Genomic DNA, 21,327 nt, shown 5'->3' with positions numbered 1-21,327 from the left:
ACCATTTCATAAAGCCCGTTACAGTGTTTTATAAGCATAGAAGGTCGTTATAAACCGTTTCACATAGCTCGTAATTAGCACCATCCAACACTGGGATGGTGCTAATTTTAATAAAACTCATTCATTTTACTTTTTAAAAAAAAGGATGACTATCTTATCCTAAATAATTTAATCTCCTACTAATCCATTAATAAGTGGTCATGTGGAACAAAGAGAGTGAAACAAGAAAATGCGGGGTGTGCCACCGGAATTTAACTATGAAGATAAAAAATAAAAATATCACAAAAAAACCTAAAATTAATACAACGGTTAATTGTCCTAATTTTCGTATAATTTAATTGTTCCATTTTGTATCCGGTTACAAATAATGAACGTCAAGTTTTTGGGCGCAAGGGAGGGAAATATAAATATTTTTTTGCAAACACTTTTATGATTCACTTTCAACAAATTTCAAGGGGGTAGCAAAATTGGCAAAAAAATCGAAACGGTTAAGAAAATGGTTATGTCTTCTCTTATCACAAGTGTGGCTGCTGCCACACTTGCCGGCGGGGCATTTGCCTCACCACCGGACCACTCAAATGCTGGTGGGAAAAAGGCGCCATCGGTTGAAGCTCATGTTAAGCCCACTATTAAGATTGGTCAACGTCTATTCAAAGATCTCAATGCTAATGGCAAGCTTGATCCTTACGAAGACTGGCGCTTGTCCACCGAAAAGCGTGTAGCCGATCTCCTGCTGCGAATGAGCATGGAGGAGAAAGCAGGCATCATGCAAATCACATCACTTAGCACTACTGCCATCAACGATTACATCAATAACCGCCACATTCGCTACCTTATCATCCGAGATAATCCTTCAGCTAAAGCACTAGCTGAGCGAGCAAACCAATATCAGGAGATTGCCGAGGCCTCACCGCTGGGTATCCCGATCGTTTTCACCTCTAACCCGAGGAATAACATAAATGAACAGAACGAGTTCGGCATCAGCGAGGCTTCCGGTCAATTCTCCACCTGGCCTGGAACCCTGGGTCTTGCGGCAACGCGTAACCTCAGCCTCATTCGCGACTTCGCCGAGATTGCCCGCGACGAGTGGCGCGCAGCCGGCATCCAGAAGGACTACGGCTACCAGATTGAAACCGCAACTGAACCGCGCTGGCGCCGAATCTCCGGTACCTTCGGGGAAGACCCAACGTTGAATGCAAAAATTGCCAAAGAACTCGTCCTTGGTTTCCAAGGTGAGGAGCTTAGCAGCAAGTCTGTCGCCCAGACCGTTAAGCATTTCCCTGGTGACGGAGCGGTCGTCCGAGGCCTCGATCCGCACAATGAGGCCGGTCAGTTTGCGACCTATCCAACGCCTGGCAGCCTTTACAAATACCAGCTGCCGCCGTTTCAAGCTGCCATTGATGCTGGAGTGAGCTCGGTCATGTCCTACTACAATGTCCCTAAAAATGAGGGCAGCGCTGCACAGCTTCCACGTGAGCTTTGGCAATCGGAGACACAGCAGTTCGAAGAGGTAGCCGGTGCTTACAACAAGACCCTCCTCACTGACCTGCTCCGTGACCGGATGGGCTTTAAAGGATACGTCAACAGCGACAGCGGCGTGCTGACCAACCGCGACTGGGGTGAGCATGACCTAACAATCGAGCAGAAGTTTGCCAAGGCAATCGATGCAGGAACTAACATTTTCTCTGACAACAACGACCCAAGCGGCCTTATCTCTGCTGTAAATAAAGGCTTAATTAAAGAGAAAGACCTTGATCCTTCCGTGTCCCAGCTGCTTACTGAAATATTCAACCTCGGACTTTTCGAGGACCCATATACGGATCCGACAGAAGCTCAGGCCATTGCCAGCTCAGAAAAATCACAGGCCAGAGCAGACGAAGCGCATCTTAAGTCCGTAACGCTTCTACGCAACAATCAAGGAATGCTGCCGCTGACTGATGAAAAAATCGCAGATACAAAGCTATACGTAGAAGTGTTTAGCGGTTCCAACAGTGCCAGTCGCACAGACGCATTGAAGAAGATGATTGCGAAGGAAGACCCATCAGTAACCATCGTAAACGAGCTAAGTGAAGCGAGTGCCGCTGTAGTTTGGCTGCGTCCAAGTCCATACGAGTTGCCTGACAACTCTACTGTAGACATTAAATTAGGCACGAACACCGGAATTGACGTTGCAAAAGTTAAACAAATCGAAGAAAAAGTCCCAACTACCCTGGTGATTAACATGACCAATCCATGGGTTATCGATGAGGTAGAGCCTGCCGCTGCGTCAGTCGTGGCTACCTACAGCGTCAAGGCCGAAGCACTACTCGATGTCCTTCGCGGACGCTTTAACCCAACAGGTAAGCTGCCTATCACGATCCCAGCCAATCAAGAGGCTGTAGAAATGAACGCGTCTGATGTCCCAGGCTATGCCGAAAAGTTTGACTATACTTACACAAATGCAGCGGGTGACGACTACACCTTCGGCTTTGGGCTCAGCTATAAAAAGTAAGAGCATCTTGCCGGTCATACTACCTTACCACTAAGGGTTTTCATCTAGGTTAAATCTGAAAACTATTACCTCTAGTTAAAAATCAGTTTTATGCAAATTGAGAGCCGAGGAGTACGGTATCCTCGGCTTTCTCTATTGTATTTTTACATTCTATTAAATTTCTCTTTTTTAGTAATATCCCTGACTACATCCTCAATGGTTACATTTCCGAGAGCTTTCTCCAATGCCGTCTCGGCAATTGAAAACAGTGGACCAATTGTATTTTGAATATTTCTTCCTACGGGACAATTAGGATTGGGATTTTCATGTATGCTAAACAATTCTTTCTCCTGGACAACATTAACTGCTTTATAAACATCCAACAAGGTAATAGTAGATAGATCCTTTGCTAGTTCAGCCCCAGCAATACCAGGTCGTACATTTACTAATCCTGCTTTTTTTAACATGCCCATTATTTTTCTTATCACGGCTGGATTTGTATTGACACTTCCCGCAATAAACTCTGATGAGTTTACCCCGCCTTTATTAACCTCAAGAAGTGTTAATATATGAATTCCAACTGCAAAACGGCTGCTAACCGACATCTTTGCTCACCTTCTCTATTGTCTATACACTTTAATATCTCCATATTATTATAATGTAATCAATTTGATTACAAGTGTATTATACCAAAATTACGAGGAAAATATATAAATGGTTTTTTACGTTGACAAAAGATCAACATGTTATTAAAATGATTACAAGTAATCAAATCGATTACAAGTTAGAGGCAATAATAAAAATAATTTTAACAATAAAACAATTGGAGGAATATCAAATGAAAATATTAGTTACAGGTGCAACAGGAAAATTAGGATCAAAAGTAGTGGATACCTTATTAAAAACTATACCAGCAAATCAATTGGCTGTCAGTGTACGCGATCCAGAGAAAGCAGAAGGATTACGAGCTCGTGGAGTAGAAGTTCGCCAAGGAGATTTTGACCTTCCGGAAACATTAGATACTGCTTTTGCAGGGATTGATCGTTTATTAATTATTTCTGCGGATGGTGACAATGAAACAAGAATTCGTCAGCATACAGATGCAGTCGCAGCAGCTGAACGGGCTGGAGTGAAATATATCGCTTATACAAGTTTGGCTAATGCAACAGAAAGCACAAATATAATGGCACCGCCTCATGTTGCGACAGAAGCAGCAATTATTAAAACAGGGATACCATATACTTTCTTGCGTAACAATTGGTATTTGGAAAACGAAATTGGCAGCATTCAAGGGGCGATGGCAGGTGCTCCATGGGTAACTTCAGCTGGAACAGGCAAAGTAGGCTGGGCACTACAACAAGATTATGCAGATGCAGCAGCAGCCGTGCTTGTCGGAAACGGTCACGAAAATAAAGTTTATGAACTTTCTGCTCCTCTATTAACTCAAGAAGAATTAGCATCTGCTCTTGGAGTTGTATTGGGTAAAGAAATACCTGTACAACAAGTCACTGATGAGACTTATGCAGAAATCATGAAAGGTCTAGGTTTACCGGATTTTGTCATTCCGATTGTTGTTGGAATTCAAGAGAGTATTCGAAATGGTTCATTAGCAGTTGAAAGTAATGATTTTGAAAAGGTTCTCGGTCGTCCAATTACGCCAATTAACGAGGCATTAACCCAAATAGTTAACCAAATTTCTCAAACAAAATAAAATAAATTCCTTAAAAAACCGACCTTTCTGAATGAATCAGAGGTCGGTTTTTTTTAGAGGAAGGAATAATTCAAGCAACCGTAAAATATTTATATAAAAAAACAAGAGTAGGTTAGTCCATTAAGTGTCCCTATAGAGCTTCTAGAAGGGAGCCAATTCTTTGAATCGAAATCGAAATAAAAATGTACAGTTAACTATTTTGTTGCTTTTTTGCTTACTGGTCATTCTTATTATTCATGCGATTCTTCATATTAGAATTTACTTTGTATACAGTACAGGTCTTGGTCCTATTTTCTTAATAGGATTGATTATTTTCTTAATAGCTTTACTCTATTACAAAGGGTAAAACAACTAAATAAAAGTATGTTGATTTAACACTTGTTAAATGGTAAAATATAGCTCCATTGTAAAGAAAAGCATCTACAAAAAAATTGTAGATGTTTCTTTTTGTGCCAGTTCCCGTTGTAAAACTCATATTGAGAGGTGACGGATAAGAAAATGAGCTCGAAAAAACAAATATCAGTTCGTAATCATAAAGATTATCAAACAGAAGTTGAGCGCCTAGAGTTTACTAAGGAATATATTAAAAGCGTTCTGAAAATAGCGAAGGGAAATAAAGAACAGTTTGTCGAGAATTTGAAAGAAGCCTTTGCTGAACTGGATACGTCAGACAGTAGTTTAAGCTACATGAACCTTTTAACGAATGCTCAATATTTAGAATTGGCCGAAAGTGAATTGGAACGGTTAGCAAGCGTCATCGGGAAACCGTATTTCTCGAGAATCAATTTTACAAGCAGTGGTGACACCAAAGAAGAGATTTTATATATTGGGAAAGCCTCACTGTTTGACCGTGTGAATCAGATTCCGATTATTGTCGATTGGCGATCACCGATTGCAAATGTTTACTATGATGGCCGGTTAGGAAATGTTACGTATGACGCCTATGGAGAAACGCAAAGTGGGTATTTATCTTTAAAGCGGCAGTATGAAATCGAAAATGGACTATTAAAAGAGATTAGGGATATCGATTTAACCACACATGATGAACTATTGCAGAAATCCTTATCAGGAAAAGCGGATAATCGATTAACAGAAATTGTCGCTACCATCCAAAATGAGCAAAATGAAGTAATTCGAGCTTCACTTAAACACCCCATTATCGTTCAAGGAGCGGCTGGAAGTGGAAAAACAACCATTGCTCTCCATCGAATTTCCTACTTTCTCTACTCTTCTGGATATCGATTTCCTCCAGAAAAATTAATGATTCTTGCACCAAATAGATTGTTTATCGATTATATTTCCGCCGTTCTGCCTGATCTAGGGGTAAACAAAATTAAACAAACCACCTATATAGAGTTTATGAGAAATTGTTTAGGAAAGAAATTAACATTAATATCTCCAAATTCAAAATTAATGGCGCTCATTAACGGAAACGAAAAATCAAAAAGGATTCAATGGGTGTCTAGTTATAAAGGATCGCTGGATTTTAAGGAGTTAATTGACCACTATTTAAAAGAAATTGAGTTTAATTTGGCACCTTCCGAGGATTTTATGATTGAAAAATCACGACTAATGAGAGGGGGGAAACTCAAAAAACTATTTATCAATGAATTTCAATACTTACCTATCTATAAGAGATTGGATAAAATTAAAAATCTATTAGCAAATGATCTAAGAATAAAAAAATCGATGATTCTTTCAAAAATTAATAGCAAATATGACGATGCATTAGAAAAGGCCCTTTTTAGCAGCAGGCTGGATTCAGAAAAAAGAACGGAAAAAGTAGTCAGCTTCATGGATTCGAAAGAAAAAAGAATAAGTATGGTGGAACAAGAATCGAAGGTAGCGATAAAAAATTATATGGCACCTTTTGTTAAAAAAGATATTTTTACCTTATATAAGGAATTGATGACATCCCCTGAACTGTTACAAAAATATTCTCGTACGCTTTCCGAGTTAGAATGCAAGAGGTTAAGTAACTATTGTCAAAGGATTTTTGCTAAAAAGGCGCTAGAGCTTGAGGATTTAGCTCCAATATTTTACATGAAATCAAAATTAGAAGGTATTGAAGAACCATATAAAATGAAAAGTGTTTTCATTGATGAGGCACAGGACTATAGCTATTTCCAATTTGCCGCACTAAAAGAAGGTTTTGAAACAGAATTGTTTACGATCGTGGGAGATTTAGCCCAAGGGATTCATTCCTATCGAGGGTTAAACAGCTGGGAACCATTAGTAAACGACATTTTCCCAAATGCTAATTATCAAGCTTTACAAAAGAGTTATCGAACGACAGTCGAAATTATGCATTTAGCCAATGACATTCTTTCTATCATGGATAAAGACTTACCAAAAGTAGAACCAGTCATTCGACATGGGGACAAACCATGTTTTACGAAAATTGACCCTGGCAATTTGGAACAGGTAAAAAAGATACTTGAACATGATATTGATTTACTCAAAGAGGAAGAACTTAACTCGATGGCGATTATTGGAAGGACAGACAAAGAGTGCTTACGAATACATAAAATGCTGGAGAATAGCAATCTTCCAATTCAGCTATTAGAAGAAAAAGAAGATATGAAAAAGGGATGCGTTGTGATCTTACCTTCCTACCTTTCAAAAGGATTGGAATTTGATGCCGTACTGATTCTTACCATGGAAGAATCGTACAGAGAAGAAGAGTTAGACATCAAATTATTGTATGTAGCCATGACCAGACCGATGCATAGGTTGTATTTATATGCGAGTGCCCCATCGGAATTATTATTAAATAGAGCTGCATCCGTCCATTTTGATACGACATGAAATAATAAAGTGCCAGACACCATTTGAACCGGTGCCTGGCACTTTATTTTAAAAGGTGGATTTATTTCTTGACACGGTTCTACATGAAAAAAGATACAAATTGTTCTGACTCTTTTATCTTTCTTGAAAGAACACAACAGGATTATTGAATTAATTGGAGAATACATTAAAAAGACTTAAAGTTTTCCACCATAAATCATCTTTGGAAAATTGGTAGTTAGGCGTATTCCTTCAGAAACCAAATTAATAGAGTCAATGTAGATCATGTAATAAATGTAAATCATTTTTTTAAAAGCGAGGTGGATTTAAATGATGAATGGAAAGACTCTGTTTATAGCCGGGCATGCAAAGTTACCCCAAGGGATGGCAGCGAAAAGTGTATTTGAAACATTGACGATTACAGCAGAAATCGATAGAAAATATGGAGTCATTCTCGATGCCTCCTGTACATTGGCTACTGAACATGCCCGTCGATTTGTTGGCCAAGTGTTAAGGGGGATGAGTTTAAACGACGGAATCGATGACGCAATTGCTGCACTTCAAATGTATTATCGAGGTAAGGCTGCCAATGCATTGGTGGCGGCGTTAAAAGATCTAGATCTCCATTATCAGCAAATAAAATCTACAGAAAAGTAATTGTTGAAAAATTCAAATTATTGGTATATAGTTAGAATGACAACTGGGTGACAGTAAAAACCTTGCTGCATGACCAGATGGATCGTAATAAAAATGATGATATTAAATTGACTATATTCACTTGATCTTTCTTCGCCGGAAGACGAGCTATGAGTAGGAGTCAGTAAAGCAATCAATGGAATTTTTCATTGTTTGTTTTACTGGCTCCTTTTTGTTTTATAAGTAGTCGGAAAGAGGTGATTTTGTGAAAGGGGCACTTGATGGAATCCGAATTTTGGATGTTTCTCGGGTACTGGCAGGACCATTTTGTTCTATGATTCTCGGTGACCTGGGAGCAGAAGTGATCAAAATTGAACACTATGCATCAGGTGACGAAACGAGGGGCTGGGGGCCGCCTTTTGTCAATGGAGAAAGTGCGTATTATTTATGTGCCAATCGGAATAAACAAAGTATGACACTTAATCTTAAATCAGTAGAAGGGAAAAAGATCTTTTCCAAACTGGCTTTTACTAGCGATGTCGTGATTCAAAACTTTAAATCTGGAACACTTGAAAAAATGGGATTAGGCTATTCGCAGTTAAAAGCAATAAACCCTGGACTGATTTTGGCTTCCATTACAGGTTTTGGGTCAACGGGTCCCTATAAGGATTTGCCAGGCTATGATTATATCATTCAAGCAATGAGTGGGCTGATGAGCATCACTGGCGAACCTGAAGGGAGTCCGGTAAAAGTTGGTGTGGCGATCGCTGATGTGTTAACAGGACTATATACCTGCATCGGGATATTAGGGGCTTTACAGCATCGGAACCAGACCGGGGAAGGGCAGGAAATTGATATTTCACTGATGGATTGCCAGATTTCTTCATTAATTAATGTGGCAAGTAATTATTTATGCAGCGGAGTGATTCCAAAACGACTGGGCAATCGGCATCCAAATATTTCACCCTATCAAGTGTTTAAGACAAAGGACGGTGATCTTGTCATTGCTGTAGGAAACGATGAGCAGTTTAAGCGATTTGCTGCTGTCCTTGGTAGACCTGAATTAGCGGAAATGGAAGAATTTATTCATAATGAACAACGATTAAAGAATAACGATAAACTGATTGCCATTTGTGAAGAACTGCTTTCAAAAAAGCCGAAAAAAGAGTGGAAAGAACGATTAGATGCAGCTGGGGTTCCAAATAGCCCAATCAACACCATAGCTGAAATGTTTGAAGATCCACAGATAAAGGCTAGAGAGATGATTGTCGAAATGGAACATCCATTAATTGATCATCTTCAATTAACTGGCTCACCGTTGAAGTTATCGGCAACACCGGTAACTATGAGGCGTCATCCTCCATTGGTTGGCGAACACACTAAATCACTATTAGAGAGCATTGGATACAATTCAGAAGAAATATCGAGATTAAAACAAAATAAAATTATTTAGGGAGGAAATATATATGATGAACTTTGAATTAACAAATGAGCAGCAAAGTATAAAGGAAATGGTTAGAAAATTTGTTGATAAGGAAATCATTCCAAATATTCAGGAGTGGGATCGCCAAGGTCATTTTGAACCGTCTATTTTGAAAAAATTGGCGGATTTGCAAGTAATGGGTGTCTGTATCCCTGAAGAGTATGGCGGAGCTGGCATGGATTATAATACACTGGCGATTGTATGTGAGGAATTGGAACGAGGAGATACTGCCTATCGTACAGCCGTTTCTGTTCATACGGGACTAAATTGCATGACGCTCATGCAATGGGGAGCAGAGGGACAAAAACAAAAGTATTTAGTCCCCCAAGCACAAGGTCGTAAAATTGGTGCTTTCGGATTGACAGAACCGAATGCAGGATCTGACGTTGCAGCGATGAATACAACAGCTACTAGGCATGGTGATTACTATATTTTGAATGGGTCTAAAACTTGGATTTCTCTTTGTGATGTTGCCGATCATTTCTTGATTTTTGCCAAGACAGATCATGATTTAGGGCATAAAGGAATGACTGCATTTATTGTAGAACGTAGTTTTGAAGGGGTAGAAACGAAGGCGATCAGGGGTAAGTTGGGTATTCGTGCTGGAAATACTGGAGAAGTATTTTTAACAGATGTAAAAGTTCCTGTTGTGAACAGATTAGGTGAAGAAGGGGAAGGGTTTAAAATTGCCATGTCTGCACTAGATAACGGCCGATTTACAGTGGCTGCAGGAGCAGTAGGTTTAATAGAAGCAAGTCTTGAAGCTAGCCTTAAGTATTGCCATGAACGGAAAGCATTTGGAAAAGAGATTGGAAAGCACCAGCTTGTACAGCAAATGATTGCAAAGATGAGCGCAAATCTTGAGATTTCCAGACTGCTGGTTTTTAAAGCTGGGTGGTTAAAGAATGAGGGTAAACGAAATACAAAGGAGACGTCTCTTGCTAAGTGGATTTCATGTAATGCTGCTTTTGATGCTGCAAATGATGCCGTTCAAATCCATGGGGCTTATGGTTATTCCGATGAATATCCAGTAGAGCGCTTTTTGCGGAATTCCAAAGCTCCAGTGATCTATGAAGGTACTAGGGAAATCCATACGATTATGCAAGGTGAGTACGCTTTAGGTTACAGGGAAGATAAGACTCTTCGTAAACAATTGCCTTCATGGCCTTTTGAACAAGTTAGCGTTACTAAATAGTTAGCCATATGGGCATGGAAGCTCATGGGAACGGTTCTTGACAGGTTGGACGTTTGCCAATTTAGTCGATCCGGATCAAGTAATGGGAAAATATAATTGAATGGTGCCTAACACTTTTTAAATGGTATAATAAGGAATAATGGGTGCGCATTTACGAAGTAAAGGCTATTATATTTTACGAATGTTTGATGGGGGTGTTTGTATGCTAGTTGTTACAACAGAAAATATCCAAGGCTACAGGGTGGTCGAAGTAAAAGGACCTGTTTTTGGTTTAATTGTTAGAAGCCGCGGCTTGGGTGCAGATATTATGGCGAGCTTAAAAGGTTTGGTAGGCGGGGAAATTAAACAATATACCGTGATGCTAGAGGATTCGAGGAAAGAAGCCATGGACCGGATGATCAAGAATGCAAATGCGATGGGTGCCAATGCAGTAGTTATGACTCGTTTCGACTCAGGGGAAGCTGGAAAAAATATGAGTGAAATCTTTGCATATGGAACGGCAGTCGTAGTCGAGAAAATGTAATGAACGGACTTTGGATAATTATCACCTATTACGGTTTGCAAATCATCGCTGTTATTGTTTTTATTTTATTAGGTGTGCTTATTTATGACAAACGTTTCAAAGGTCGACAGGGTGAAAAAGTGCCCGCCGGATTTGAAAAAACAGATGAAATAAACATTGACCCAGTGACCAATGAGAAAACAAGAGTGTACTATAACCCCCTAACAGGGGAGCGTTTTTATAAAAAGGAAAGATAATGGCCTAAAAAAATAAAAAAATGACTCAAATTGTAAAACAATTTGTAGTTATTTTTTTTTACCTTTTTTATTTATGGCAATCTCTACTCCGTCCTGAATCTTGTACTAATGATAAAATTCATTATCCTGGCTTTTACTCATTTGCCTACCATAAATTTCTAGGAATTTTTCATAGGTTTCGACGTTAATTAATTATTATATTTGCTTAAAGGGAATTTCAGAAAATTAAGCAATAAAAGGGCTTGGAGGGTAGAAATGCAAAAACTGACGTCTTTATTTCATAAAAGAATAGGCATTAAGAATAACGAAACAATTACCTTTGAAAATTTAGCTGAGGTTCTTTAAAAAACAGCACAAAACATACCGTTTGAAAATTTATCTATCATTGAAAACAAAACTCATAAGATTACAAAGGGAAACTTAATGAACAAAATAGTGGAAAGAAATGAAGGCGGCCTTTGTTTCGAATTAAATCCACTTTTCTATTTCTACCTATTAGAAAATGGGTTTAATGCAGTCTTAACAGACGGTGTTGTTTATAATCATGCTGCCGAAGAGTATCATCAACTTGGAAGGACGCATGTCACGGTTCTTATAAACCACGAGGGACAAACCTATTTAGTTGACACGGGTTTTGGTGGGAATTTACCGTTAAAACCCGTTCCAATATCCGGTGAGACCATTTCTTCGTATAATGGGGAGTTTCGAATTAAAAAAGTAAATCATCAATATGGGGACTATTGTTTAGAAATGAAATTAAAGCATAAAGATACAGATTGGAAAATTGGCTATGCATTTAATTCCAAGAAACCTATTGAAGATTTAGCGGATTTGAATGAAATCCAAAGAATAATTACCGAACACCCGGAATCTTCATTTAACAAACATCCATTAATAACTCGACTTACCCATAACGGAAATATCACCTTAACAGATACCACATTTACACATTGGGCTGACGGGATTCTATCCAAAGAGGCCATTGATCACTTGAAATTAAAAGAGCTGGCAAAACAACATTTCTGGCTGTAAAATAATGTCATTTTTGGGGGACAAACTTAACAAACATTTCTGGCGAACCGTAACAGTTACTGTTCGCCAATGCTATTTATAATGAAAGCTTGATCTCAAACTTTAAACTTTTTGACATACTTATATTATATCCCAAATAATTCAGCAAATTTTTCTTGATCAAATCCTAGAATAACTTCTTCACTATCCTTCTCTTCGATAATGGTTACGGGTGTTGCTGTAGCACCGAGTTGAATAAGTTCTTGTATATATTGATCGTTTTTACGAATGTCTCTTTCTTCAAACTCAATCCTATTTTCTTTTAACCATAGTTTTTCCGCATGGCAAGGCGGGCACGTTTCTTGCGAATAAATAATCACTTTTTTCATTTTACTACCTCCACTTCATTAAAGGTATTGTACAATGAATTCTTTTTCAATGGGTACAATTACAGAATAAAAAAGTGCCTTTCACTTTTTTATTCACTATGAAACCTTCATGATTACGTTTGCATTTGCAAGCTTGATCGTAGCCTTTCTTTCATTTAACCCAAAAAAATAATCCACCCTTGACTTTAGCAAAGACAGTAAAAGAGCATTTTTACATATGCATTTCTAGAGAATCTAGTGCTTATTTTTCAACCAGCTAACAACTCCATAAATAATAAGCAGTAACCCCCCGATCTCGATAGCATGGTCGGCCAAGTTAAGAATTCCACCAGAGCGAATGATAAAATCTGTCACCTGCCCAAACAAAAGTCGATCAATGCCATTTCCAATTGCTCCACCGACTAGGAATCCAAAACTACTATCGATGAGAGCACCTTTTATATCTCCGGTTTTGCGAAAATATAAAACACCTATCACGAACAACACAGCCACAACACCGAAGAGCCGCGCATACCCTTGAAATAAACCTCCTGCCATCCCGCTATTTTCGATATGTGTGAGTTGTATTCCCCACAATGTAAATGTTTCATTGATGTCAATGTAAGTCCGAATTAGATATTTAGAAAGCTGGTCCATCACAATTACGAGGATTGCAATTACGTAAAATAGCATATATAGTCCTTCTTTCTGGCAGAATCCTTTGCATCCTAATCATCAGTATAATTGAAAGCTTATTTCTATTCTATTATGAAGCTCTTATACGTTTATCCGATATTGTTAAGTAGAACTGTTACGAAGTAGCAACAATCGGGATTGAGAACGGATCATTTAATTGATAGATAGATTCCAAACCATTTTTATTTGACCACGGTATTAGTTTGTTCATTAAATATTCACATGCTTATGAAAAAGAACATATCCGTTTTCTTCATTAAACCCTATATCTTCTATGTAGGGTTTTATAAAAAGGAAGGCAGTGGTTGCAGATGGCAAAGTTTAGAATGGTCCGTACTGATTTTTGGAAGAATCCAATTGTTTCAGAGGAGATGACTCCAGAAGATAAATTTTTTTATCTTTACCTTCTTACGAATCCACATACGACTCAAATCGGAATCTATAAAATTACCAAAAAACAAATGGCATTTGATTTGGGCTATTCGATTGAGAGTGTTCATTCGTTAATGGAACGATTCATCAATCATCACAAGTTGATCCTTTACAATCCTGAAACGAGAGAGCTGGCAATACGGACAGTTTGTAAAATTGGAAGAGTGATAGATTGAAAGAAAAGAGGGAGTATGGATGCGAAAAAGATTAGTGGGAGTTAGGTTAATGGCAGCTGCAACGGTACTTGCGTTTCATCCGATGGAACAGTTGGATGAGGAATATCAAACGAACATCGGTACCCAGCAAGATGGGGATCAAAACAGTGGTTCCCCAGTGGAAGAGGCGTCCGGAATGCCAACTAATCAAACCCCAATCACGTTAATAGAAACCATTGAAATGGATATTACCCTATCGACAAGCGAGCCTACATAAATATTGACGATGTCTGTTACAATCTCCTCAGATGTAATATCCTTGGTAAGTAGCTCGTGGTGTTGACAGTAATCAATTATTTCTTTCGTGACGTTTTGGAATATAGCAACTGATAGTATTTTTGGTACTTTTCTTGTTTTTGCTGCCCATTTACTGCTCGTCTTTACTGTTTTCGGACTATATTTTCTTCAAGGGGAAAGAAACGGCTTGCTGGGTCTCTAGGCCATGCTTCTAGGAAACATAGGAAACATCATTGTAACAGCCATTGTTTTTGTGGAAATTGCACATGCTTCAGGGGAAAAGGTTGGCCAAGTTTTTACCACAGCTTTTACTCAGCCGATTTATACCTTCGGACCGCTCCTGTTTGTAGTAGGAATGATATTGTTGGGAGTATCAATGATTAGGGGGAAGGTATTTCCTAGATTTTCAGGCTATCTTTTATTGATCGGCACCCTAGTGTTTGCTGCGGCAAGTGTATCAGGCGACAGCCAGAAGGTTGTTGAGGTCATTGGCGCTCTTTTCACTGGGGCGGGATTTATTGTAACCGGATTAAAGTTTGAAAAATTTAAAGGACTCTCCGAATCGGAGGAAGGAAAAAATGTCACATTGTAGAAAAACCCGATCATGTCTTAACGATTAAACGAAAATGTCACCTTTTGTCACTTTCGACAATTTTTTTCAGATAGTACGGAAACTGATATATCATGATATAATATGGGCAATGAAACGGAGGTGCTTTAATTGGAGAAGCAGATCCTTACCCTACTACAGCAAATGAATAATAAGCTGGATCATTTAGATTTTACGTTGAAAGAGCATGGCGAAATGTTGAAAGACCATGGCGAAATGTTGAAAGAGCATGGCAAAATGTTGAAAGAGCACAGCGAAACGTTGAATGAGCACGGCGAAACCTTAAAAGAACATGGTAGAATTTTAGCATTGAGGACGGGACAAGAATTTCTAAAGGCCGAATTAAGTGAAATGAAACTTCAAAATGCTAAAGACTTTAGCGAAATTAAAGAACAATTAAAAAATCAAGAAGACAGCATTGAAATATTAAAAGATGAGACATGGAATAATAAGAAAAGTATCTTGAGGGTTCAAAAAACAATGGGGCTTTCCTAGCATCCATTCAACCAGCACTGAAAATTTAATAATTGTTTTAGGACCAATTGAAATGAAGTGAGGGAAACAATAGTAAAAATATCCATGGGTTTATTTAATAGTTAGAAACTCCTCATACGTATTACATCCATTACCGCTTCAAATGAAATCCCCATTCAACCAGCCAGACGAAATTGGCGTTTTTTACCTAAGAAAGATAAACGCCTGCCGGAAGAGCGATTCCAGGGCGATTTGTACTTGACCTTACGGCAGGTGAAGAGTGATGTGTTTCGCGAAGTTCTGCGATTGCAGCCATCAAATTTCCTTCTTTTGCAAATAAAGACAATAAAAATATGTATTATGATATCAAATATATTCTATTTATCACTTATAATATTATTAATGAATGATGTTAATAAGTGCAACGCAGTCAATTCTGAAAGGGGATACATAATTTTGAACGCAAAATATCTAGATTTACTCGCCCAAAAATATGATAGTGCAGAAAAAGTAGCAACAGAAATTATTAATCTCGAATCCATTCTAAATCTACCAAAGGGGACTGAACATTTTGTCAGTGATTTACATGGTGAGTATCAAGCCTTTCAACATGTATTAAGAAATGGTTCAGGGAATGTAAAAGAAAAAATTAATGACCTGTTTCAACATAACTTAACTGAAACCGAAAGGAATGAATTTGCAACATTAATTTATTACCCAGAGGAAAAACTGAAGTTAATAAAAAGTCATTTTGGTAATGAACTAGAATTAAACCAATGGTATACAGAAATCATTGAGCGAATGATTAAGCTCATTTCTTATGCCTCCTCCAAATACACACGCTCTAAGTTACGTAAAGCTTTGCCGAAACAGTTTGTGTATATAATTGAAGAGTTACTCTACAAAAAAGATGATTCCACAAATAAGGATGATTATTATTCAAAAATTGTCCAGCAGATTATCTCCTTAGCACAGGCTGATAAACTGATCATAGGTCTTGCCTATACGACACAGAGATTAGTTGTCGACCATCTTCATGTAGTAGGGGATATTTACGACCGTGGACCCGAGCCCGATAAAATTATGGAAACACTGATCGATTACCATTCGGTTGATATTCAATGGGGAAACCATGATGTCCTATGGCTGGGTGCCTTTGCTGGATCAAAGGTATGTCTGGCTAATATTATTCGTATTTGTGCGAGATACGACAATTTGGATATTATTGAAGACGTATATGGAATCAATCTAAGACCATTACTTAATCTAGCGGAAAAGTACTATGAAGACAATCCGGTTTTTAGACCTAAGGTCCATTCCGATAAAAAACTATCTAATCATGAACAACTGCAAATTACGAAAATTCATCAAGCGATCGCCATGATTCAATTCAAACTGGAAATCCCGATCATTAAGAGGCGCCCGTACTTTAATATGTCAGAAAGACTTTTACTTGAGAAAATTGATTATGAAAAGAACGAAATAACGATACATGGGAAAACCTACCCTCTAGTAAATAGTTGCTTTACAACGATTAATCCAATGCAGCCCGATCAATTACTAGATGAGGAAGAACAAGTCATAGAAAAATTGTTATTTTCCGTGCAGCATTCCGAAAAGCTGGCTAGACATATGAAATTCCTAATGAAAAAGGGCAGCCTTTATTTGAAATATAACGGTAACTTGTTAATTCATGGTTGCATTCCTTTAGATGAAGAAGGAAATATGGAAAAAATGACGATTGAGAATAAAACGTATGCAGGCCGTGAATTACTTGATACGTTTGAATATAATTTACGACATGCTTTTGAACATCCGGAAAAGACAGAAGACCTTGCAACTGATATGGTTTGGTATTTATGGAACGGAGAATACTCATCCCTCTTTGGAAAAAGAGAAATGACCACCTTTGAAAGGTACTTTATTCAGGATAAGGAAACGCACAAGGAGAGAAAGAACCCTTATTATTACTTACGTGAGAATGAAGAACTTTGCAAAAAACTCCTTGCTGAATTTGATCTCGACCCTGAGCAGGGTCATATTATCAACGGCCATACACCAGTGAAAGAAATTGAGGGAGAGAATCCCATCAAAGCGAATGGAAGAATGATTGTTATCGATGGTGGGTTCTCAAAACCCTATCAATCTGTAACAGGTATAGCAGGATACACGTTACTATATAATTCCTACGGTATGCAATTGGTTGCTCATAAACATTTTCATTCAAAAGAAGATGTATTAAGTGACGCAACGGATGTATTATCTGTCAAAAGATTAGTGGATAAAGAACTAGTGAGAAAAAAGGTAAGAGAAACGAATATAGGGAAAGAACTATTACAGGAAATTTCAATTTTGAATAGTTTGAGGGAATATCGGTATATGAATTAGAGCGGATTGTAGGTTTTCCCCATTCTTTTTGTATAAAATAAGAATAGAAAATAAACTTGAAAAGGTGAGAACATGAGTCAATTATCCGAGTTGTTATCCAATCAACATAATCAAAATGTCGAGGAATTAAAAGAATTGCTCCGGATTCCAAGCATCAGTTCCTTATCCGAGCATAAAGAGGACATTCAAAAAGCAGCTTCATGGATTGCCAATAAATTAGAAAGCATTGGAATGGAACATGTTGAAATCGTCCAGACAAAAGGGCATCCGATTATCTATGCGGACTGGCTTCATCAGGAAAACGCCCCAACGGTCTTAGTGTACGGCCATTATGATGTACAGCCCGTTGACCCCATTCATTTATGGGAAACGCCTCCGTTTGAACCAACGATCCGTGATGAAAAGATCTATGCCAGAGGGGCAACCGACGACAAAGGGCAGACGTTCTTACATATCAAAGCAGTGGAAACACTATTGAAATTAGAAGGGAAATTACCGGTAAACGTAAAATTCTGCATCGAGGGAGAAGAAGAAATCGGAAGTCCTCATCTTCCGCCATACTTATCCGAGAATAAAGAAAAATTATCCTGTGATGTGGTCGTGATTTCCGATTCTGATATGTGGGACAGAGGCGTCCCTGCCATTACTTATTCATTAAGAGGTCTGTGTGCATTAGAAGTTTCCCTTAAAACCGCAAATTCTGATTTACACTCGGGCATGTTCGGCGGAGGAGTTCAAAACGCCAACCATCTATTGGTACAGCTGCTTTCAACTCTTCATGATTCAAATGGTAAAGTAAATGTTGACCATTTTTATGATGAAGTAGTGGAATTAACCGCATTTGAAAAGGAACAAATTAAAGCACTGGGCTTCGATGAAGAAAAGTTAAAAAAATCGTTAGCATTAACTGATTTAACAGGAGGGGAAAACAATTATCCTTACCCTGAGAGAATCAGTTCCAGGCCAACATTAGAAATAAACGGATTATGGGGCGGATTTCAGGGAGAAGGAACAAAAACGGTCATCCCGAACGAAGCTCATGCCAAAATCACCTGCCGTCTAGTTCACAATCAAAACCCTGAAAAAATTCAGGAATTAATCAAAAAGCATCTTGAGGAACATGCACCAAAGGGATGTACGGTGAAAGTGTCTCTTGGCGATACGGGGAATCCATTTTTAACGCCAATCGACAGTCCGATGATCCAAAAAGCAGCTGAAGCGTATGAAACCGTTTATGGGAAATCGCCGGTTTATAAAAGAGAAGGTGGTTCGATTCCTATTGTATCGGATTTCAACCAATCCCTATATGCACCTGTTGTTTTAATGGGATTCGGTCTGCCAGATGAAAATCTTCATGCTCCAAACGAACACTTTAACTTAGAAAACTTTGATAAAGGAATCTTAACGATTTGTTCCTTTTTAGAACTTCTAAATAAGTAAAATGGTGCCTGACACCACCTTCAGTGGTGTCAGGCACTTTTATTAGATTCAGGTGTTTGAATTTAAAGCTGAGTGTGTAGTATCGTATACACGAGGAGTGATAGTATGAACGAAACCATTCAATTATTAAGAAATCATCGCTCAGTTAGGGACTTCGACACTGAAAAAGAGGTGAGCGAAGCCCAGATCCAAGTGATTATTGAGGCGGCTTTGGCTGGTCCCAATTGGATTAATGGTCAGCAAGTGAGCGTAATCGAAGTTAGGGAGCCTGAAAGGAAAGCAGCATTGGCGAAAGCGGCAGGCAACCAAAGGTGGATTGAGGAAGCTCCAGTATTTCTAGTGTTTTGCATGGATTTTTATCGGGCGAAGCTGGCAGCTGAAAAAAATGGTACGGAGTTTAAAATTGTCGAGGACTTAGAAGCCATTATTATCGGTTCAACAGATGTAGGGATCGCTCTAGGTAGTGCGGTGATAGCCGCTAAATCGATGGGACTCGGGATTGTTCCAATCGGAGGGTTACGGAGAAATCCCCAAACCTTTGTTGATCTATTGAATCTTCCGGAATATGTTTTCCCAATCTCAGGTCTGGTCGTCGGATATCCACGATCCGTCCCCGCTCAAAAACCAAGGCTACCAATTAAGGCAACCCTTCAGAAAGAACAGTATGATTCGAAAATGCAAAAGGAAATTATTGACCAATATGATCAAACGATATCATCCTATATGTCTGAACGGACCAGCGGACAAGATACCAGCGACTGGTCCAGTAAGGTCGCTCAATTTTATGATAGAGGTTTTGACCAATATGGAAAAAATTCCAGTCCTACGGTAAAAAATCAGAGGTTCCGATATAAGTAAAAAATTCATATATCTGACTCAAAATAAGAGCAACGGACAAGTTGCTCTTTTATTTATAAATTTTAGGATGTAATAGTAAACGTGTTTGGAACTCAGCGTTGTTACAGGTACATCGGGCAGTCGAATCAATTTCGATGATATTGTGATCTGCAATTAGTTCAGATGTCAACCATCACAACTATGGTGTAATTGCCTTAGAGAAAAAGGGGTATCTTTAAATCTAAATTGAAGTGACCCCGTAAAGTTAGACAGGTTATTCGTTAGGCAGCTTGTTGGGCATGAGCTCGGTATTGTACCGGGCTCATGCCTTTTAATTTTGCCTTAATTCGTTTGTGATCATAGTATTCTATATATTTTTCTAGTTCTTGTTTAAAATGTTCCACACTTTTAAATTCTTTTAGATAAAGAAATTTCGATTTCATAATTCCAAAGAAATTTTCCATAACAGCGTTATCGTAACAGTTCCCTTTGCGAGACATACTTTGCGTCCCATGTCCACTGATGGCTTTACGGTATTTTTTCATTTGATAGTGCCACCCTTGATCAGAATGGATAAGAAGTGAATCCTCGTTTGTTAAACGTTCAAAAGCTTGATCTAACATTGTTGAAACCAGTGAATAGGTGGGGCGTGTACCGATTGTATAATTGATGATCTCGCCATTAAATAAATCCAACATAGGAGATAAATATAACTTTTCTCCAAATAATTTAAACTCCGTAATATTCGTAACCCATTTCTCATTTGGTCTGTCTGCTTGAAAGTTTCGGTCTAAAATATTTGGAGCAGTCTTCCCAACTGTTCCTTTGTAAGAGCGATATTTTTTCATACGAACATGTGATTTCAATCCTAGTTCATTCATGATACGCTGTATTTTTTTGTGGTTTACTTCGTGTCCACGATTTCTAAGTTCATCACGAATACGGCGGTAACCATAACGGCCTTCATGTTCGTCATAAATTGCTTGAATCAATTTTTTTAGCTCTGCATCTGGATCAGGACGACCAAAATTTTTAACCCAATAATAATAGGTGCTTCGCGGAATGTCTGCGAGCTGTAGAAGTGATTTCACCGGAAATTCATGCCTTAATTCATAGACTACTTGAGCTTTGTCTTGTTTGGTGATTTTTCCTTGTTTTGAACTAAGGCATTCAACTTTTTTAAATAGGCATTTTCCATCCGTAAACGTTCTAATTCCAGTTGTAATGCTTCAACTGAACCTTCTGCAGGTGCTTGTTTTTTTGATGTTTCTTGTTTCTCATTTTTCATAGATGGACGCCCCTTTTCTTTAGTTCAAGGGCGTCTATTCCATGCGTTTCAAATTGCTTTTTCCATGGAATAGTGTAGAAGGTGCTGGAATGTTAAATATTGCAGCTGTTTCTCTGATAGACGTTCCTTGTTCCTTCATAAAATTAGTACGTCTAGTTTATACTGCAAAGTATATTGGGGTGCAGTTCATTCAATTATTGAGTCCTGGATTTTTTATTTTAGCTATTTGCCTCCTGTATTTTATACACCTGAATCAATTGAGCGAAAATTATTTGTTGTAATAGTGAAAA

The 21,327-nt window shown here is 38.3% G+C and carries 19 protein-coding genes and 2 pseudogenes; 17 read left to right on the top strand and 4 right to left on the bottom strand.

The features are described from left to right. Positions 1-502 precede the first annotated feature (502 nt). Positions 503-2,491, top strand: coding sequence for a glycoside hydrolase family 3 protein (locus tag J7E67_RS06690; RefSeq protein WP_214731280.1), 1,989 nt, complete (start codon positions 503-505; stop codon positions 2,489-2,491). A 143-nt stretch (positions 2,492-2,634) separates the two neighbouring features. On the opposite strand, the gene J7E67_RS06685 is transcribed toward J7E67_RS06690, so the two are convergent. Next, positions 2,635-3,075, bottom strand: a complete 441-nt coding sequence (locus tag J7E67_RS06685; RefSeq protein WP_214713848.1) for an Rrf2 family transcriptional regulator — start codon at positions 3,073-3,075, stop codon at positions 2,635-2,637. A 233-nt stretch (positions 3,076-3,308) separates the two neighbouring features. Here J7E67_RS06685 and J7E67_RS06680 point away from each other — a divergent pair, with 233 nt between their 5' ends. The 9 genes from J7E67_RS06680 (at position 3,309) to J7E67_RS06640 (ending at position 12,073) form a co-directional block, all read left to right on the top strand. Beyond that, complete coding sequence (locus J7E67_RS06680) at positions 3,309-4,181, top strand: SDR family oxidoreductase (RefSeq protein ID WP_214713850.1); 873 nt, start codon at positions 3,309-3,311, stop codon at positions 4,179-4,181. Positions 4,182-4,341: 160 nt separating this feature from the next. Next, positions 4,342-4,527, top strand: coding sequence for a hypothetical protein (locus J7E67_RS06675; protein ID WP_214713853.1), 186 nt, complete (start codon positions 4,342-4,344; stop codon positions 4,525-4,527). A 152-nt stretch (positions 4,528-4,679) separates the two neighbouring features. After that, positions 4,680-6,989 carry an RNA polymerase recycling motor HelD gene (gene helD / locus J7E67_RS06670; RefSeq protein ID WP_214713855.1) on the top strand — a complete coding sequence of 770 codons (2,310 nt, stop codon included), beginning with the start codon at positions 4,680-4,682 and terminating at the stop codon, positions 6,987-6,989. Between the two features lie 309 nt (positions 6,990-7,298). After that, positions 7,299-7,625: a DUF3870 domain-containing protein gene (locus J7E67_RS06665; protein WP_251026607.1), complete on the top strand. Its 327-nt coding sequence runs from the start codon at positions 7,299-7,301 to the stop codon at positions 7,623-7,625. Positions 7,626-7,869: 244 nt separating this feature from the next. Beyond that, the gene (locus J7E67_RS06660; RefSeq protein WP_214713857.1) at positions 7,870-9,057 is read left to right on the top strand and encodes a CaiB/BaiF CoA transferase family protein; all 1,188 of its coding nucleotides are present in this window, start codon (positions 7,870-7,872) and stop codon (positions 9,055-9,057) included. 16 nt (positions 9,058-9,073) lie between these two features. Then, positions 9,074-10,282, top strand: coding sequence for an acyl-CoA dehydrogenase family protein (locus tag J7E67_RS06655; protein WP_214713973.1), 1,209 nt, complete (start codon positions 9,074-9,076; stop codon positions 10,280-10,282). 202 nt (positions 10,283-10,484) lie between these two features. Next, complete coding sequence (locus tag J7E67_RS06650) at positions 10,485-10,805, top strand: YbjQ family protein (protein WP_214713859.1); 321 nt, start codon at positions 10,485-10,487, stop codon at positions 10,803-10,805. Further along, positions 10,805-11,041: a hypothetical protein gene (locus J7E67_RS06645; protein ID WP_214713861.1), complete on the top strand. Its 237-nt coding sequence runs from the start codon at positions 10,805-10,807 to the stop codon at positions 11,039-11,041. Before J7E67_RS06650 ends, J7E67_RS06645 begins: the two co-directional genes overlap by 1 nt. Positions 11,042-11,401: 360 nt before the next feature. Then, positions 11,402-12,073 (top strand): arylamine N-acetyltransferase family protein, encoded by a 672-nt coding sequence (locus J7E67_RS06640; protein ID WP_308161363.1) that lies wholly within the window; start codon positions 11,402-11,404, stop codon positions 12,071-12,073. Positions 12,074-12,198: 125 nt separating this feature from the next. Here J7E67_RS06640 and J7E67_RS06635 read toward each other — a convergent pair whose 3' ends face one another. Further along, on the bottom strand, positions 12,199-12,441 hold the full coding sequence (locus tag J7E67_RS06635; RefSeq protein WP_214713865.1) for a glutaredoxin family protein: 243 nt from the start codon (positions 12,439-12,441) through the stop codon (positions 12,199-12,201). A gap of 234 nt (positions 12,442-12,675) precedes the next feature. Beyond that, positions 12,676-13,113, bottom strand: coding sequence for a signal peptidase II (lspA, locus tag J7E67_RS06630; RefSeq protein WP_214713867.1), 438 nt, complete (start codon positions 13,111-13,113; stop codon positions 12,676-12,678). Between the two features lie 314 nt (positions 13,114-13,427). Between lspA and J7E67_RS06625 the strand changes: the two are divergent. From J7E67_RS06625 to J7E67_RS06595, 7 genes and pseudogenes are all read left to right on the top strand, one after another. Further along, positions 13,428-13,691 (top strand): annotated as a pseudogene (locus J7E67_RS06625) (DNA replication protein DnaD); the annotation flags it as partial. A 52-nt stretch (positions 13,692-13,743) separates the two neighbouring features. Then, the gene (locus J7E67_RS06620; RefSeq protein ID WP_214713869.1) at positions 13,744-13,980 is read left to right on the top strand and encodes a hypothetical protein; all 237 of its coding nucleotides are present in this window, start codon (positions 13,744-13,746) and stop codon (positions 13,978-13,980) included. Between the two features lie 225 nt (positions 13,981-14,205). Beyond that, on the top strand, positions 14,206-14,592 hold the full coding sequence (locus J7E67_RS06615; RefSeq protein ID WP_214713871.1) for a DUF4386 family protein: 387 nt from the start codon (positions 14,206-14,208) through the stop codon (positions 14,590-14,592). A 129-nt stretch (positions 14,593-14,721) separates the two neighbouring features. After that, positions 14,722-15,105: a hypothetical protein gene (locus J7E67_RS06610; RefSeq protein WP_214731278.1), complete on the top strand. Its 384-nt coding sequence runs from the start codon at positions 14,722-14,724 to the stop codon at positions 15,103-15,105. Positions 15,106-15,540: 435 nt separating this feature from the next. Continuing rightward, positions 15,541-17,472, top strand: coding sequence for a fructose-1,6-bisphosphatase (locus J7E67_RS06605; protein ID WP_214713875.1), 1,932 nt, complete (start codon positions 15,541-15,543; stop codon positions 17,470-17,472). A 72-nt stretch (positions 17,473-17,544) separates the two neighbouring features. Further along, entirely contained in the window at positions 17,545-18,912 is a 1,368-nt protein-coding gene (locus tag J7E67_RS06600) for a dipeptidase (protein ID WP_214713877.1), read from the top strand. Between the two features lie 105 nt (positions 18,913-19,017). Beyond that, positions 19,018-19,770, top strand: coding sequence for an NADPH-dependent oxidoreductase (locus J7E67_RS06595; RefSeq protein WP_214731277.1), 753 nt, complete (start codon positions 19,018-19,020; stop codon positions 19,768-19,770). Positions 19,771-20,030: 260 nt separating this feature from the next. Here J7E67_RS06595 and J7E67_RS06590 read toward each other — a convergent pair. After that, positions 20,031-21,211: pseudogene (locus tag J7E67_RS06590) on the bottom strand (IS3 family transposase); the annotation flags it as partial. Between the last annotated feature and the right edge of the window lie 116 nt (positions 21,212-21,327).

The sequence above is a fragment of the Bacillus sp. ISL-46 genome, from assembly GCF_018613205.1.
This window is presented reverse-complemented; position numbering and strand designations above follow the sequence as displayed.